Genomic DNA, 16100 nt, shown 5'->3' with positions numbered 1-16100 from the left:
GATGGTTGGTCACTCATGCTGAAAGGCGACCGAGGGGGACGACATCCTCCAGGGCCCAGCTCAGGGACACCGCGTCGCCGACCGACACGGTTTTGTTGAAATAGTCGGCATCGCTGACGATCACTGTGAAGTCGTCGCTGCCGGCGCCACTGACGGTCAACTTCACCGAAGCGCCGCGATATTCGATGTTGGAGACCACCGCCTGAAAACCGAGGGTCTTTTCCGAGGCAGGCTCGAGGCGAACGCGGTCGGTGCGGATGCCGATGTCGATTGGCGCACCGATTTCCTGTGCGATGTCGCGAACGGCAAACCTCGGGCCACCGGCCGCCTCCATCTCGACGATCCCGTCACGGATGGCGCTCACTCGGCCCGAAAGCACATTGTGGTCGCCCATGAACCGGGCGACGAAGGCGGTTGCCGGCTGCTCGAAGACGATACGTGGCGCTGCCGCCTGCTCGATGCGGCCATCGTTCATCACCACGATCAGGTCGGCCAAAGCCATGGCCTCTTCCTGGCTGTGCGTGACATGGACGAAGGTGATGCCCAGCGTTTTCTGCAGCTTCTTCAGCTCTGCCCGCATGCGGATCTTGAGGAATGGATCGAGCGCCGACAATGGCTCATCGAGCAGCAGAGCTTCCGGTTCGGTGATCAAGGCGCGTGCGAGTGCCACCCGCTGCTGCTGTCCGCCCGAAAGCTGCGCCGGCCGACGGCCGGCATAGGCCTCCATCTGCATCAGCCTCAACATGGCCAGCGCCTTGGCCCGGCGTGTTTCCTTGTCGACGCCCTTCATCTTCAAGCTGAAGGCGACATTGTCGACGAGGTCGAGATGAGGAAACAGGGCGTAGGACTGGAACATCATCGCCGTATTGCGGCGGGCCGGCGGGAAATCGGTCACGACGACATGGCCGAGACGAAGGTCGCCGGACGAAATGCTCTCGTGGCCGGCAATCATGCGCAACGTGGATGTCTTCCCGCAGCCCGACGGCCCCAGAAAACAGCAGTAGCTGCCTGCGGGGATCTTGAGGCTGATGGCGTGCACGGCGGTTGTCGCGCCGTAGATCTTGGAAACAGATATGATATCGATTTCGGCGGCTTTCGGCATGATGGCTTCTCCTGATGACAGGGAAGAAGCATCAAACGTGCCAATCTCGTGCGGCGACGATAACTCTATATTTTCGTTTAGGAATCTAGTGTCACCGCCGAATCCGCAGTATCCGGCGCAACAACCTTCTGCTCACGAAATGAGCTTTTGTCGTCAATATTCGCCAATTATTGTATACGATCATGTGAATTTTTGAGCACAGGCACCACGCGCCTTTTGGCGAGAAGCCAGTCCGTTTTTCCTCCACCCGCCATCACGGTCGCGCATGGACGTCGGAACGTGACGCTTTCATGGAGAAACTGAAAAACAGCTGAGAACGTCTGTTACCAAACTGACAAGACAGCTCCCTAAACAGTGCGACCTAAGCACCGAACGGGAGCGACACGGCTTCCGGACGACATGCGCAATGACCATGGTCGGAGGCCCGAATTCCGTGAAGATCATCCAGATCAGCGATACGCATCTCAGCCCGTCGAAATCGCATTTCACCGACAACTGGGAGCCTGTCTTCCGATGGATCGAGGCGACGGCGCCAGATCTGGTGATCCATACCGGCGACCTGACGATCGACGGAGCCGATCACCTCGAAGACATCACTTTTGCTGTGGAACTGATGGCGCAGCTTTCCGCACCAGTGCTGATGGTGCCGGGCAACCATGACGTCGGGCATCTGCCGGGCTCAGGCCAGCCGGTCGATCCCGTCCGTCTTGCCCGCTGGAGAGCCCACGCGGGCCCGGACTATTGGTCCTCCGACCGTGGTGATTGGCGTTTCATCGGCCTGAACAGTCAGCTCTTTGGCTTCGATGACGAGGAGGACGAACGGCAGTTCGGCTGGCTCGAAGAACAATTGCAGACCGCGGGGGATTGCCCGGTCGCGATCTTCGCGCATAAACCGCTTTTCGTCGATGATCCGGGCGAGGGCGACACCGGCTACTGGAGCGTGCGGCCGCGTCAACGCCAGCGGCTCTTCGACCTGATGGCCGGCCGCAATGTCGCGCTTCACGCCAGCGGCCACCTTCACTGGGCCTGGACCGGCGAGCATGACGGGACATCCCTCGTATGGGCTCCGCCGACATCCTTTATCGTCGATACCCTTGAGCGCGAGATGCCCGGTGAACGGCTGGTGGGCGCGGTTGTGCATCGTTTCGAGGGCCGCCAGGTTTCGAGCGAGATCGTCGCCGTGCCTGGGCTGACGACGCATATCCTCGATCACGTGATCGAAGAGGTCTATCCGCGCGCCGCAAAGGCGCTCGTGGAGGCGGTTCGATGAGCGTGCTTTCGCTTCGAGGTATCGCCAAATCCTATGGTGGAAACACCATCCTGAAGAACATTGCCTTCGAGGCGGAAGCGGGTGAGTTTATTGCGCTTGTCGGGCCATCCGGATGCGGCAAGAGCACGCTTCTGCGGATTGTGGCGGGATTGGATCACGCCGATCATGGCAATATCGCCATTGCCGGTCGCGACGTGTCGCGGGTGCGGGCCGCCGATCGCAACATTGCCATGGTCTTTCAATCCTACGCGCTCTACCCGCATTTGACCGCGGGTCAGAACATTGCCGTTCCGCTCGCCATGCGGTGGCTGACCGCGATGCAGCGTCTGCCTTTCATTGGAAACCTGTTGCCGGGTCAGCGGCAGATCCGCGCCGACATAGCGCGTCAGGTCAACGAGATGGCGTCGTCGCTGAAAATAGATCACCTGCTGACCCGCAAGCCCGGGCAGATGTCGGGTGGTCAGCGGCAACGCGTGGCGCTGGCGCGGGCCATGGTCCGGCGGCCGAGTGTGTTCCTGATGGACGAACCGCTCTCCAATCTTGACGCGAACCTGCGCGTTCACGCGCGCGGCGAAATCGTCGATCTGCATCGCCGCGCCGGCGTGCCGACGCTCTACGTCACGCATGATCAGTCGGAAGCCTTGTCGATGGCCGACCGTGTAGCGGTGATGATCGGTGGCCACCTCTTACAACTGGCCGACCCCAGGGAGATCTACGACAACCCGGCTCATATCGAGGTTGCGCGCTTTCTCGGCCAGCCGAAGATCAACGTGCTTGAGACCCGCATGGATGCCTCTGGTGTCGTCCGTTTCGGCGGACTGGTCCTGGCCGGCGAACGCCGCGCCGGAGAGACGCCGGTCATGGTCGCGTTCCGGCCGGAATTCGCCCGGCTCCGCACCGACGAAGGCGGCATGCTGCGTGCTCGCGTCGAACGCCTGGAGTTCTTGGGCTCGGAGGTCATCGTCCATGCCCGTCTCGACGCGATCGGCGAGACGATCACCAGTAAATCGACACCTTCCGAGGCGGCGGCACTGTCGGCTGGAAGACCGGTGGGGCTCGATGTCGTGCCTGATCGCGTGATGCTTTTCGGCCAAGGCGGCGAGCGCATGGCGGCACGACCGATCGAAGTTGCCGCCAGTCTGGAGACGGCCAATGTCTAGCGTCGCGACCGTGGATCATACTGCCGTCGAGCCGGCCGCACGCGAGGCGCGCATCGCCTGGCTGCTGGCACTGCCGGCAATCGTGCTCCTGTTCCTGTTCATCCTCCTGCCGACGCTGGCAGTTATCGTCCTCGGCTTCACCGATTTCGAGCTCGGCTATGCCGGCTTCCGGTTTGTCGGCTTTGAGAACTATGCCGAGCTTGCCGGTGATCGTACCTTCCGCCGGTCGCTCTGGAATACCGCCGTCTACACGGTCATTGTCGCTCCGGTATCGATCGTGCTGGCGCTGGCGATCGCCATGCTGATCGAAGCCGAGACCCGCGGCAGGGCATTCTTCCGCACCGTCTATTTCCTGCCAGTGGCCTCCTTGCTCGTCGCCATGGCCACCGTCTGGCAGTTCCTGTTTCATCCGACGATCGGCCCGGTGAACGCCTTTCTCGCCTATTTCGGTATCGCCGGCCCGAACTGGCTCGGCGCCTCTGGAACGGTTCTCTATGGCCTTGCCATCATCGGCGTCTGGCAATCGGTCGGCTTCAACATGGTCTTGTTTCTGGCCGGCCTTACGGCGATCCCCCGCGAGCTTTATGCGGCAGCGGAGGTCGATGGTGCCAAGTCATGGTTCGATCGCGTTCGCCTCGTTACCTGGCCGATGCTCGGACCGACGACGCTCTTCGTCACCACGATCAGCATCATCAATTCTGTCAAGGTGTTCGAGACGGTGAAGACCCTGACCGAAGGCGGCCCGAACAAGGCGTCGGAAGTGCTGCTCTTCACCATCTACCAGGAGGGCTTCGTCTATCTCCGGGTCGGTTACGCCTCGGCGATGACGGTCGTGTTCCTGGCCATCCTCGTCGCCTTGATGTTCTTGCAATACCGCGTCCTCGACCGGAAGGTGCACTACGCATGATCACGACCTCGCTTTCCCTGGGGCGCATCATGCGGCTCGCCGTCCTTTCGCTCGGGGCGCTCATTTTTTTCGCTCCCTACATTTTCATGATCTCAACCGCCGGCAAGGCGCAGAGCGAGATCTTCTCGTCGTCGCTATCGCTTATTCCGCAGCAATGGTCCTACATCGAGAATTTCTCGAAGGCCCTTTCGCGGGTCTCGATGTGGACGCTGCTCATGAACGGGGTCATCGTCTGCGCTCTCATTTTCGTCGTGCAGGTGGTCGTCGCCATTCCGTGCGCCTATGCCATGGCCAAGCTGAAGTTCCGGGCGGCGCGCACGATGATGGTGCTCGTCATGATCGGTCTGTTGGTGCCGATCCACGCGACGGCACTGCCGCTCTATGTCGCCTTCGACCGGCTGTCGGTGCTCAACAGCTATCTGGCGCTCGTCGCTCCGTTCTCTATATCGGTGTTCGCGATCTTCCTGTTCCTGCAGTTCTTCCGCGCCATCCCGGACGATCTCATCCAGGCGGCACGCCTCGACGGCATGTCGGAAGGCGGCATCGTCGCTCGGGTGGTCGTGCCCAATGCCTGGCCGGCGATTACCGCCTTTGCGATCTTTTCGGTCGTTGCCCATTGGAACGATCTGTTCTGGCCGCTGATCGTCGTGACCAACCAGGATTACGCTACGCCGCCGCTCGGACTTCTCTACTTCCGAGCGGCCGAAGCAGGCGACGACTACGGCGCGCTGATGGCGGCCACTCTGATCATCACCCTTCCTCTCATCACCGCCTTCCTGCTTGCACAGAAGCGTTTTGTCGAGGGCATCACCATGACCGGGCTTAAAGGCTGACCGGTCCAACCAGGAGTACGTCATGCAGCAGTTCAAGCAGCTTTTCGCGGCCGCCGCGATCTCAATGACCTTCACCGTTGCGGCTCATGCCGAAACGGTGCTGACTGTGCACTATCCGATGCCAGGCTTCTTCAAGGACGTGATGGACACGATTTCGAAGAAGTTCATGGAGGAAAACCCCGACGTCAAGATTACCTTCGCCAATCCGTCGGCGACCTATGAAGAAGGCATTCAGACGATCATGCGCCAGGCCGGCACGGCTGAGATGCCTGACCTGACGTTCATCGGGCTGAATCGCCTTCGCATGGTCAGTGAGCGCGACATTCCAGTCGACCTGGGCCCGTTCCTCGCCAAGGACGGCAACATGGCCGAGCAGGGCTTTTCGGACAACATCCTGAAGCTCGCCCAGGTCGGCGGCAAACAGGTCGGTCTCGCTTTCGCGACCTCCAATCCGATCATGTACTACAACGCCGACCTCGTTCGCAAAGCTGGCGGCAACCCGGACAGCCCGCCCAAGACATGGGACGAAGTGATCGCGCTCGGGGGCAAGATCAAGGCGCTCGGCGACGGCAACGAAGGCATCGACTTCCGTTGGCAGGGCGACGACTGGATGTTCTCCGCACTTCTTTTCGGCGCCGGCGGTCACATGCTCAACGAAGACGAAAGCAAGGTTGCATTCAACGGCACGGAGGGCGAGAAGGCGATCGCGGTGCTTGATCGTATGGTCAAGGAAGGTGGCCTTCCGGTTTTGACCAAACAGGCCGGCGAACAGGCGTTCGTTGCCGGCAAGGTCGGTTTTGCCTTCCAGACCACGGGCGCCCTTCGCAACACCATCAAGAATGTCGGTAGCAAGTTCGACCTGCGCACCGCGCACATCCCGCTGATCGATCCGGAAAACGGCACGCTGCCGACGGGCGGCAACGCGGTGGTCATCCTCACCCGCGACGCCGAGAAGCAGGCGGCGGCCTGGAAGTTTGCGAAGTTCGCCGCTGGCCCCTATGGCGCATCGGTGGTGGTGCCCGGCACCGGTTACGTGCCGAACAATGAACTGGCCGCAACGTCGCCCGAATATCTCGCCAACTTCTACAAGGAGAACTCGCTGTTTCGTGCAGGCCTCGAGCAGATGCCGCGGATGATGCCATGGTATGCCTTTCCTGGTACCAACAGCGTGAAGGTGACGCAGTCGATCGTCGAGAACCTCTCGCGTGTCGTCGAGCAGACTGCGACGCCGCAGGAGGCGCTCGAGGATGCAGCGGCCGAAGTGGAAGGGCTGCTGCCGCGCAGCTAAGCGGCGCCAATCGGCCCACTTGGTCGTTGAAACCGAGACCATCCCGCGAGATTTTGCGGGGTGGTGATCTCAGTTTCGCCTAGCGCAATTGCTGCACCGTCTCACCGACATAAAGTCGATGGCCGAGGCGCAGATGGCGGGACTGCGAGGCGTTCTCGGCGATATCAAGCAACATGGCTGCGGCGGCCACCCCCATGTCGCCGTCGGGCATGGTCATCGTCGTCAGCGATGGGCTCATCAGGCGGCCGATGGCGATGCCGTCGAAGCCGGCCACGGAAACGTCGCCCGGCACCGAAAGGCCCTCGCGCCTGAGGGCGCTGATGACGCCCAGCGCCAGCAGATCGTTGGAGGCGATGATCGCTGTTGGCCGATGCCGTTCGATCGCGGTGGTGAGTTCGAGGTGCTCATAGCCGTCAACGAACCGGATTTCCACGCTTTCCAGCGGCGCGAGACCTGTCTCTTTCATTGCCGCGCTGTAACCCTCGTAGCGCAGCCGCGCTCGATCAGAGGAGGCGAAATGGCCGGAGACGTAAAGGATTCGGGCGTGTCCACTTTGCAGGACATGCCGTGTGATCTCTCGGCCCGCACGATGATTGTCGACTGTGACTGCAGCGGCAAAACGCGGGACCGGCAGATTGTTGAGCAACACTGTTGGCGGAAGGGCCGCTGATAGCACCTCACTCGTCTGTGCATTGCACAGCGTAAGAATGAGGCCGGTCGGCCTTTGTTCGAGCAAGGCGCTTACTGCCTTTGCCTCCAGCGACGGATCGTAGTTTGATTGGGCGATCAATACTCCGTGGCCGGCCGCATGCATGCGGTGCTGGATGCCAGCGAGCGATGCGGCAAACACCGGGTTGGTCACGCTTGGGACGAGCACGCCGACCACGGGACTGCCGCGGCTCGTCCCTCGAGCGGTCGATGTCGCCGGTCGGTAGCCAAGCTCGGCTGCGGCGCGACGGACCCGGCGGACCATCTCGTCGCTTGCCGGGCCTTCGCCGTTGAGGACGCGTGACACGGTTGCCAACGAGCAGCCGGCCTGAAAGGCGATTTGCTGAAGGGTTGCCATTTGCCGGTGTCTAGCGAACATCCGTGACAGGAAATTGAACCGATTGCGCCACCCACTGCAGAACTGGCATGAATTATTATTCATGCCATGAATTATATTGACAGAAGCCTTGGTCGTCGTTTTAATCACCACAGTCGGAGGTCGAGGAGGAGTTCCGACAAACTCACACATCAGCGGTCATTTCTGACTGCACGATTGGTTTTTGGGAGGGGCTTTGGCCTCGAGGAGGACGCTTGCGCACTTTTTTGAGCTCGACCGCACTGGCGGTCATTGCAACGACGTTTCTGGCTGGCCCTGCCAGCGCGGAGACGGCCAACCCGTTTCGCTGCGAACCCGGCGAAAAATACGTCATGAACGTCATGGTTTCGGGCGTCGAATACTGGTTCCCGGTCTATGAAATGTTCAAGCAGGCCGGCCAGCAGTTCGGCTGCGAGACCGAATATACCGGCACCCCGGAATATGACGTCAACAAGCAGATCGCCACTTTCGATCAGGCGCTGGCGCAGAACCCGGCCGGTATCCTTGTTCATCCGATGAACTCGGATCCGTTCATCGAGCCGATCAACCGGGCGATCGACCAGGGCACCGCGGTCGTCACCTTCGCCGCCGATTCGCCGCTCTCCAAGCGCATTTCGTTCATCACCTCGGACAATACCCGCGAAGGCGTTTATGCCGCCGATGCGATCGCCGAGAAGATGGGCGGCAAGGGCGAGTACGCCGTTCTGGAGAACCCCGGCCAGGACAACCACGACAAGCGCATTACCGCTTTCGTCGGCCGCATGGCTGAAAAGTGGCCCGACATGAAACTCGTCGGCCGCGCCGCCTCCAACCAGGATCCGAACAAGGCCTATCAGGGCCTGATGAGCCTGATCCAGGCCAACCCGAACCTTGGCGCGGTCTTCATGCCCGAAGCCAACTCGGCGATCGGTGCCGCCCAGGCGAGCAAAGAAAGCGGCGGCAAGGTTCTCGTCATGTGCGCCGACGTCAACGCCAACATCCTCGACATGATCAAGGCCGGCGAAGTGTTCGGCTCGATCAACCCGAACCAGGGCATGCAGGGCTATATGGGTTTCATGCTGCTCTGGCTGGCCAAGCACCCCGACCTCATCGACCCGATGAACGACGCCAAGCGTTCCGGCTTCAACCCGATGAGCATTCCCTTCGTCGACAACGGTCTCTCCATCGTCACCGCCGCCAATGCGGATGACTTTTACTGGGACAAGTACCTGAAGCGCCGCGGCACCAAGGGCATTGACGAGTAAGGGGCTTTTGACATGGCTATCCGGATGTCCGGATAGCCGGTCAAACGATTGAGAGTGGAGAAGGCGATGATATCGCAGCCGGTCCTTCAGGTCCGCAACGTCACCAAGCACTTCGGGGCTGTGAAGGCGCTGACCAATGTGGATTTCAACCTCGAAAAGGGCGAGATCCATGCACTTTGCGGCGAGAACGGCGCCGGCAAATCCACGCTCATGAACATCATCGCCGGCGTGCTGCAGCCGAACGAGGGCGAAATCCTCGTCGACGGCACGCCGACGAAGATCTTATCGCCGGCCGCAGCTCAGTCGCTCGGTATCGGTCTTGTCCACCAGGAGATCGCGCTCTGCCCGGACGCGACGGTGGCGGAAAACATGTTCATGGCCGCGACAAACCGGCGGCGCTCGCCGCTGATGAACTACGCGTCGCTTGCCCGCGATGCGCAAGCCGTGATGAACCGGCTGGCGCCGATCGACGTGTGCCGCAAGGTCGCCGACCTTACCATTTCCAGCCAGCAGCTGGTCGAGATCGCCAAGGCGCTGACGCTCGATTGCCGGGTGCTGATCCTCGACGAGCCGACGGCGGCGCTGACGGAGGCCGAAGCGCAAGCGCTTTTCGGCATCATCCGCGACCTGAAGGCTGCGGGCATTTCCATCATCTATATCAGCCATCGCATGGCCGAAATCTTCAGCCTGTGCGACCGGGTCACCGTTTTTCGCGACGGCCGCCACGTCTCGACGGAGTACATTGCCGATGTGACGCCCGATGATGTCGTTCGCCGCATGGTCGGCCGCGAGATCACGCAGCTCTATCCGCCGAAGCAGGCACAAGGCGAACAGTCCGGCGAGGTCATCCTGTCGGTTCGGGGTCTCAGCGACGGCGAACGCATTCATGATGTCGCCTTCGAGCTGCGCAGGGGAGAAATTCTCGGGATCGGCGGGCTGATCGGCTCCGGCCGCACAGAGATCGCCGAGGCGATCTGCGGGTTGCGCCGGAAGGTTCGCGGCGACGTGCTGCTGCACGGCAAGAAGCAGACGATCGGCAACTACAGAAACGCGGTCGACGCCGGCATCGTCTACCTCTCGGAGGATCGCAAGGGCTCCGGCGTGTTCGTCGACATGTCGATCGCTCAGAACATTTCGGTGCTGGATCTGAAGACGCTGACCGGGCCGCTCGGCTTGATGAACACGAAGGCGGAAGCGGACCTCGCCCGCGATTTCACCCGGCGGCTCGGCGTGCGCATGGGCGGTATCGCCATGCCGGTATCGTCGCTCTCGGGCGGCAACCAGCAGAAGGTGGCCATCGCCAAGCAGCTCGCGGTGCGGCCGAAGGTCATTCTCATGGACGAACCGACGCGCGGCATCGACGTCGGCGCCAAATCGGAAATTCACCGCCTGTTGCGCGATCTCGCGTGCTCGGGCATCGGCATCGTCGTCATCTCGTCGGAACTGCCCGAACTTCTGGGGCTGTGCGACCGAGTGCTGGTTGTGCGCGAGGGCGGCATTGCCGGCGAACTCGGCGAGGCCGAGATGACGGAGGAGGCGGTGATCCGCCTTGCCTCCGGGGTCGGGCAGCACGGCGAACCACAGAAAATCAAGGCGGCCGAGCATGTTGCCTGAAACAAGCAGACGGAATGGGGAGGCGGAAATGGCAGTCGATACGGTGGTTGCAACGCAGGTTCAGGTTCCGGCCTGGCGACGGATCGGCACAATGCGCGAGGCTGGGCTGATCGCCATCATTCTTGCGCTCGGCATCGTCATGAGCTTTGCCTCGCCACACTTTCTCACCTTCGGCAACATGCGCGCGATGCTGATGAGCTTCTCAGTCGAAGGCATCGTCGTTGTCGGCATGACAATCCTCTTGATCGTCGGCGGTATCGATCTCGCAGTCGGCTCGGTCGTCTGCTTCGCCATGGTGCTCGCGGGGTCGCTGTTCCTCGCCGGGGTCGATCCATGGACGGCCTCGCTCTTCGGGATCCTCGCTAGCAGCCTCATCGGCGCCATAATGGGCTTCTTCGTCACCGTGGTCGGGCTCAACCATTTCATCACGTCGCTTGCGGCAATGGTGATCGTGCGCGGACTTTGCCTCGTCATCACCAAGGGTACACCGCTGTCGCTGTTCACCATGCCGGCATCGTTCAAGGCCGTCGGCCAAGGCACCTTCCATGGCGTGCCCTATGTCATCCTGATCTTCGTCGCCGTCGTAATCCTGTTCGACTTCCTGCTGCGCCGGGCGACCGCATTTCGCAAGGTGTTCTACACCGGCAGCAACGAGAAGGCGGCGCTCTATTCCGGCATCAAGACCAAGCAGGTGAAGTTCTGGGTAACCGTGCTCTGCTCGACGCTCGCCGGTGTCGCCGGCGTCATCTACATGTCGCGCTTTGGCGCCGCCACGCCCACCTTCGGCGTCGGCATGGAACTCAACATCATTGCGGCCGCGGTCATCGGTGGGGCCTCGCTCAACGGTGGATCAGGAACGATCCTCGGCGCCATCCTCGGCATCGCGCTACTGTCGGTCGTCACCAGTTCGCTGATCCTGCTCGACGTCTCGGTCTATTGGCAGGACATGATCAAGGGCTGCATTCTGCTTGCCGCCGTCTCCATCGATCATTTCCTGCACAAGCGGAAGGCCATCTGAACATGCCGATCGCCAAGCCCAATCAGAACCTCATTTCCAGTGCACGCGAGGAACTCGTCGTTGCCCGGCAGATGCATCAGGCACTGGTGCTGCACTTCCTCGAGGGCCTGACGCAGTCGCAGATTGCCGACCGGCTCGGCATCTCGCAGCCGACGGTCAACCGCCTGATCAAGCGCGGACGCCAGCTCGGCCTGGTCGAAATCAAGATCAAGTCTCCCGTCGAGCCGCTGGTCGACATGGAGGAGCAATTGCTGGCGCTTGGCGGCATCAGCCGTGCCGTCGTCGTTCCGACCGTGTCGGACAACCAGCAGACGGCGCTGCAGGCGGTGGGCGAGGCTGCCGCCCGGCTGCTGATGGAAGAGATTGCCGACGGCGACACCATCTGCATCACCGGCGGCAAGGGCGTCAGCGCCGTCGTTGCCGGTCTGCACCCGTCACGGCGCCTGGATGTCGAGGTGATCCCGGCGACCGGCTGCGTGCAGGGCAAGCACTACACCGACGTCAACCACGTCTCGACCCTCCTGGCGGATCGGCTCGGCGGCAGGTCCTATCAGATCCATGCGCCGCTCTTTGCCGACAGTGCCGCGGAGCGCGCCATGCTGATCAACATGCGCTCGGTGGCCGACGTGTTCAAGCGCGCCAGGGAAGCCAAGGTCGCGATCGTCGGCATCGGCTCGATCCTTTCCGACGATTCGAGCTACTACGACCTGCACCCGTCTTCGAGCACCGATCGTGACGCGATCAAACGCTCCGGCGCAAGCTGCGAACTGCTTGCGCACCTGCTCGACGACCAGGGACGGGTCTGCGACTACAGCCTCAACCGCTCGCTCGTCTCGCTGACGCTCGACGAGTTCGCGTCGATCCCGACCAAGATCGGGGTGGCGAGCGGGCCGAACAAGGCCGGCCCCATTCTCAGCGTCCTGCGCGGCAGGCATCTCGATACACTCGTGACCGACGAGGCGACCGGCGAGCGCATCCTTGCCATGGCAAGCGAAAAGGGACTTTCGGCATGAGCAATGAACAGTTGACGCGCGAGATCGGCCGCACCGGTGTCAAGGCATCCGCCGTCGGGCTCGGCACCTGGGCGATCGGCGGCTGGATGTGGGGCGGAACGGACGAAGGCTCGTCGATCGCCGCGATCCAGGCCTCGCTCGATGCCGGCGTGACCCTGATCGATACGGCTCCCGCCTATGGTCTCGGGCGTTCGGAGGAAATCGTCGGCAAGGCGTTGGCCGGCCGCCGCGACAAGGCGGTGATCGCAACCAAATGCGGCCTCGTCTGGCATACGACGAAGGGGCGTCATTTCTTCGACCAGGACGGAAAGCCTGTTCATCGCTACCTCGGTCGCGACGCCATCGTTCACGAGGTCGAAGAGAGCCTGAAACGGCTCAGGACGGACTATATCGACCTCTACATCACCCATTGGCAGGACCCGACCACGCCGATCGAGGAGACGGTGCGGGCGCTGGAAGACCTGAAGAATGCCGGCAAGATCCGCGCGATAGGCGCCAGCAACGTCGACCGGTCCGAGCTGGACGCCTATATCGCCACCGGCCGCCTCGACGCGATCCAGGAGCGTTTCAGCATGATCGATCGCGAGATCGAGGCGGAACTGTTGCCGCTGACGACTGCTAACGGTGTCGCCACGCTCAGCTATTCCTCGCTGGCCCTGGGCCTCTTGTCCGGTACCGTAGGCCCGGACCGGGTGTTTGCCGGAGACGATCAGCGCCGCGACAACCCGCGCTTCTCCGTCGGTAACCGTGAGAAGGCGACGGCCTTTGCCGAGGCGATACGGCCCATCGCCGAAAAGCATGCGGCCAGCATCGCCCAGACGGTCATTGCATGGACGCTTGCCCAGCCCGGCGTGACCTTTGCGTTGTGCGGCGCGCGCAATCCGGCGCAGGCGCTCGACAACGCCCGTGCAGGCACAATCCGGCTCGACGGCCAGGACCTCGCGGCGATCGATGAAGCGATAGCGGCGAAGCTCGCTCACATGGATAGGTAACGGACGCCATCATGAACCGAGAAGAGATTTTTGACGGGCTCCGCCAGAGCCCGAAGGTGGACGTCTGCGTCCTCGGCGGCGGCATCAACGGCCTCAGCGTGTTTCGCGAGCTGGCGCTGCAGGGCGTCAATGTCGTGCTCGTCGAGAAACACGATTTCTGTTCCGGCGCCAGCGCCGCGCTGTCGCGCATGGTTCATGGCGGATTGCGCTATCTCGAAAACGGCGAATTCAGCCTGGTGCGGGAATCGCTTGTCGAGCGCGACCGGCTCCTTCGCAACGCGCCGCACTATGTCGGTCCACTACCGACGACGGTTCCCGTGTTCGACGTGTTCTCCGGCATCGCCAACGGCGCGGTCCGGTTCCTTGGCTTGAGCCGGCGGCCGAGCCGCCGTGGCGCTGTCGTCATCAAGGCGGGGCTGGCGATCTACGATTTCCTGACGCGCAAGCGCGCCATGATGCCGCGCCATGAGTTTCGCGGCCGGCGCGCGACGCTTGGCCGATGGCCGGCGCTCAATCCGGCGATCAAGAATTCCGCGACCTATTATGACGCCTGGGTCAGTCAGCCCGAGCGCCTCGGCATCGAGCTGCTTCAGGACGGGCTTTCGGCTGGCACCCATGCGCGCGCTGTCAACTATGCCGAGCTGAAGCTGACCGCTCCCGGGCGCTATGCTGTCAGAGACAATATGTCCGGTGCTGAGATTTCGATCGAGCCGACACTGATCATCAACGCCACCGGCGGCTGGATCGACATCGCCAATCAGAGCCTGTTTTCCGAACCGGCCCGGCCGGCACCGTTGATGGGCGGCACCAAAGGGTCGCATCTGATCATCAACAACGACGATCTGACCCGCGCGCTCGATGGACACATGATCTATTACGAGAATGAGGACGGGCGCATCTGCATCCTGTTTCCCTATCTCGGCAAGGTTCTGGTCGGCTCCACCGACATTCGCGTCGACGATCCGGAAACGGTACGATGCGAGACGGCGGAACGGGACTACATCCTCCAGTCGTTGGCCTTCGTCCTGCCGACGATCAAGGTTCGTCCCGATGAGGTCGTCTTCCAGTTTTCCGGGGTCCGGCCGCTGCCGGCGAGCAAGGACAGTTTTACCGGCCGCATCCCGCGCGATCACTATTGTACCTTCGTCGAGACTACCGATGCCGGGCCGCCGGTCTTATGCATGATCGGTGGCAAATGGACGACCTTCCGCTCCTTCGGAGAGCTGGCTGCCGATCTCGTGCTCGAACGGCTGGTTAGACCTCGCCGCGTGGCCACGGCCGACCGGGCGATTGGTGGCGGCCGGGATTTCCCCGCCGACCGGGAAGCCTGGATTGCGCGGGTTGCCGCAGCCACAACCCTTTCGCCGCCGCGCGTTGCCACGCTCTTCGAGCGCTATGGCACGGATGCCGGGCGCATCGCCGAATTCGTCGCCGCCGCGCCCGACGCGCCGCTTCCGCATCCTGATTATTCGACCCGCGAAGTCCAGTTCCTGATCCGCAGCGAGAAGGTCGAGCAACTCGACGACCTCTTGCTTCGCCGCACGACGCTGGCGATCACCGGCGAGCTTTCGCTCGAAATGACGGACGCCGTGCTCGCATTGCTCGCGGCCGAAAAACATTGGCCTGCCGGCCGCCAGGCACTTGAACGTGCCCGTTTTCTCACCCTTCTCCTCGAACGCCACGGCGTCGATGAAGACATGCTTTCCGCACGGAACGAACAAAGGAGTGCACTATGCGAAACAACCGCAAGGTCCGGATGAACCGTCTTTTTGGCGCAGGACGCTGCCTGGACGTGGCCATCGACCATGGCGTCTGCAACGAACCGTCGTTCCTCGACGGTCTTGAGAACATGGAATCCGTGGTGAGGGCCCTGGTCGACGCCAGGCCCGATGCGATCCAGATGAACTATGGCCAGGCCGATCTGCTCCAGGACCTTCCGGGCAAGGACAAGCCGGCTCTGGTCATGCGTATCGACATGGGCAACCCGTATAATCGCATCCGCCACCGCGACATGTGGGCTGTGCTGCAGAACGAGGCCGAACCGCTGGTCGGCGCTTTGGAGATGGATGCCGCCTGCGTGGTCGTCAATCTGTTCATGCTGCCCGACGAACCGGACCTCTTTCGCCAGTGCGTCACAAACATTTCCCGCGTCCGTGCCGATTGCGAAAAATACGGCATGCCGCTGATGATCGAGCCACTGGTCATGCAGCCGGTCACCGAGCGCGGCGGCTACATGGTCGATGGCGATGCGGAAAAAATCGTCACGTTGACGCGGCTCGCCCGTGAGATGGGCGCCGATATCGTCAAGGCCGACCCGACGACAAATGCCGAGGATTTCCACCGCGTGGTCGAGGCAGCCCGCTGCCCGGTTCTGGTGCGCGGCGGCGGCAAAGAGGACCTGCGTGCCGTATTCGACAAGTCTGCGGCCTTGATACGGCAGGGCGCTGTGGGCATGGTCTATGGGCGCAATATCTACCAGCATGCAAACCCGAGCGCCGTCGTTCGCGGTTTGATGGCCATCGTGCACGATGACGCCGATGGCGCAGCCGCCTTCGCCCTGTATCAGCAAGGCTGA

Annotated in this window: 14 protein-coding genes; 12 read left to right on the top strand and 2 right to left on the bottom strand. The window is 62.2% G+C overall.

The window, feature by feature from the left end; translation table 11 throughout:
* Positions 1–13: 13 nt before the first annotated feature.
* Positions 14–1102 carry an ABC transporter ATP-binding protein gene (locus ASD03_RS36945; RefSeq protein ID WP_057219207.1) on the bottom strand — a complete coding sequence of 363 codons (1089 nt, stop codon included), beginning with the start codon at positions 1100–1102 and terminating at the stop codon, positions 14–16.
* Between the two features lie 433 nt (positions 1103–1535).
* Here ASD03_RS36945 and ASD03_RS36940 point away from each other — a divergent pair, with 433 nt between their 5' ends.
* The 5 genes from ASD03_RS36940 to ASD03_RS36920 are packed head-to-tail and all read left to right on the top strand — an operon-like array spanning position 1536 to position 6560.
* Positions 1536–2372: a metallophosphoesterase gene (locus ASD03_RS36940; protein WP_057219289.1), complete on the top strand. Its 837-nt coding sequence runs from the start codon at positions 1536–1538 to the stop codon at positions 2370–2372.
* A complete protein-coding gene (locus ASD03_RS36935) occupies positions 2369–3532 on the top strand; it encodes an ABC transporter ATP-binding protein (protein WP_057219205.1) in 1164 nt (387 codons plus the stop codon). The genes ASD03_RS36940 and ASD03_RS36935 overlap by 4 nt, the downstream gene beginning before the upstream one ends.
* The gene (locus tag ASD03_RS36930) at positions 3525–4439 is read left to right on the top strand and encodes a sugar ABC transporter permease (RefSeq protein WP_057219204.1); all 915 of its coding nucleotides are present in this window, start codon (positions 3525–3527) and stop codon (positions 4437–4439) included. The genes ASD03_RS36935 and ASD03_RS36930 overlap by 8 nt, the downstream gene beginning before the upstream one ends.
* On the top strand, positions 4436–5272 hold the full coding sequence (locus tag ASD03_RS36925) for a carbohydrate ABC transporter permease (RefSeq protein WP_057219202.1): 837 nt from the start codon (positions 4436–4438) through the stop codon (positions 5270–5272). The genes ASD03_RS36930 and ASD03_RS36925 overlap by 4 nt, the downstream gene beginning before the upstream one ends.
* 22 nt (positions 5273–5294) lie before the next feature.
* Complete coding sequence (locus tag ASD03_RS36920; RefSeq protein WP_057219199.1) at positions 5295–6560, top strand: ABC transporter substrate-binding protein; 1266 nt, start codon at positions 5295–5297, stop codon at positions 6558–6560.
* Between the two features lie 79 nt (positions 6561–6639).
* Here ASD03_RS36920 and ASD03_RS36915 read toward each other — a convergent pair whose 3' ends face one another.
* Positions 6640–7626, bottom strand: a complete 987-nt coding sequence (locus tag ASD03_RS36915; protein WP_057219197.1) for a substrate-binding domain-containing protein — start codon at positions 7624–7626, stop codon at positions 6640–6642.
* Between the two features lie 233 nt (positions 7627–7859).
* Between ASD03_RS36915 and ASD03_RS36910 the strand changes: the two genes are divergently transcribed.
* The 7 genes from ASD03_RS36910 to ASD03_RS36880 all read left to right on the top strand — a co-directional run bounded on the left by ASD03_RS36910 (position 7860) and on the right by ASD03_RS36880 (position 16100).
* Positions 7860–8888, top strand: coding sequence for a substrate-binding domain-containing protein (locus tag ASD03_RS36910; RefSeq protein WP_057219195.1), 1029 nt, complete (start codon positions 7860–7862; stop codon positions 8886–8888).
* 66 nt (positions 8889–8954) lie between these two features.
* Positions 8955–10502 (top strand): sugar ABC transporter ATP-binding protein, encoded by a 1548-nt coding sequence (locus ASD03_RS36905; protein WP_057219194.1) that lies wholly within the window; start codon positions 8955–8957, stop codon positions 10500–10502.
* Between the two features lie 28 nt (positions 10503–10530).
* Positions 10531–11520 (top strand): ABC transporter permease, encoded by a 990-nt coding sequence (locus tag ASD03_RS36900; RefSeq protein WP_025429299.1) that lies wholly within the window; start codon positions 10531–10533, stop codon positions 11518–11520.
* A 2-nt stretch (positions 11521–11522) separates the two neighbouring features.
* Positions 11523–12533 (top strand): sugar-binding transcriptional regulator, encoded by a 1011-nt coding sequence (locus ASD03_RS36895; RefSeq protein ID WP_057209872.1) that lies wholly within the window; start codon positions 11523–11525, stop codon positions 12531–12533.
* Positions 12530–13525, top strand: a complete 996-nt coding sequence (locus ASD03_RS36890; protein WP_057219192.1) for an aldo/keto reductase — start codon at positions 12530–12532, stop codon at positions 13523–13525. The genes ASD03_RS36895 and ASD03_RS36890 overlap by 4 nt, the downstream gene beginning before the upstream one ends.
* Before the next feature lie 11 nt (positions 13526–13536).
* Positions 13537–15285, top strand: a complete 1749-nt coding sequence (locus ASD03_RS36885) for a glycerol-3-phosphate dehydrogenase/oxidase (protein ID WP_057219190.1) — start codon at positions 13537–13539, stop codon at positions 15283–15285.
* Positions 15258–16100, top strand: a complete 843-nt coding sequence (locus ASD03_RS36880; protein ID WP_057219187.1) for a class I fructose-bisphosphate aldolase — start codon at positions 15258–15260, stop codon at positions 16098–16100. Before ASD03_RS36885 ends, ASD03_RS36880 begins: the two co-directional genes overlap by 28 nt.

Source organism: Ensifer sp. Root127 (genome assembly GCF_001425225.1).
Taxonomy (GTDB): domain Bacteria; phylum Pseudomonadota; class Alphaproteobacteria; order Rhizobiales; family Rhizobiaceae; genus Ensifer; species Ensifer canadensis.
Note: the sequence above shows the minus strand (reverse complement) of the source record. Positions and strands in the feature narration are given on the sequence as shown.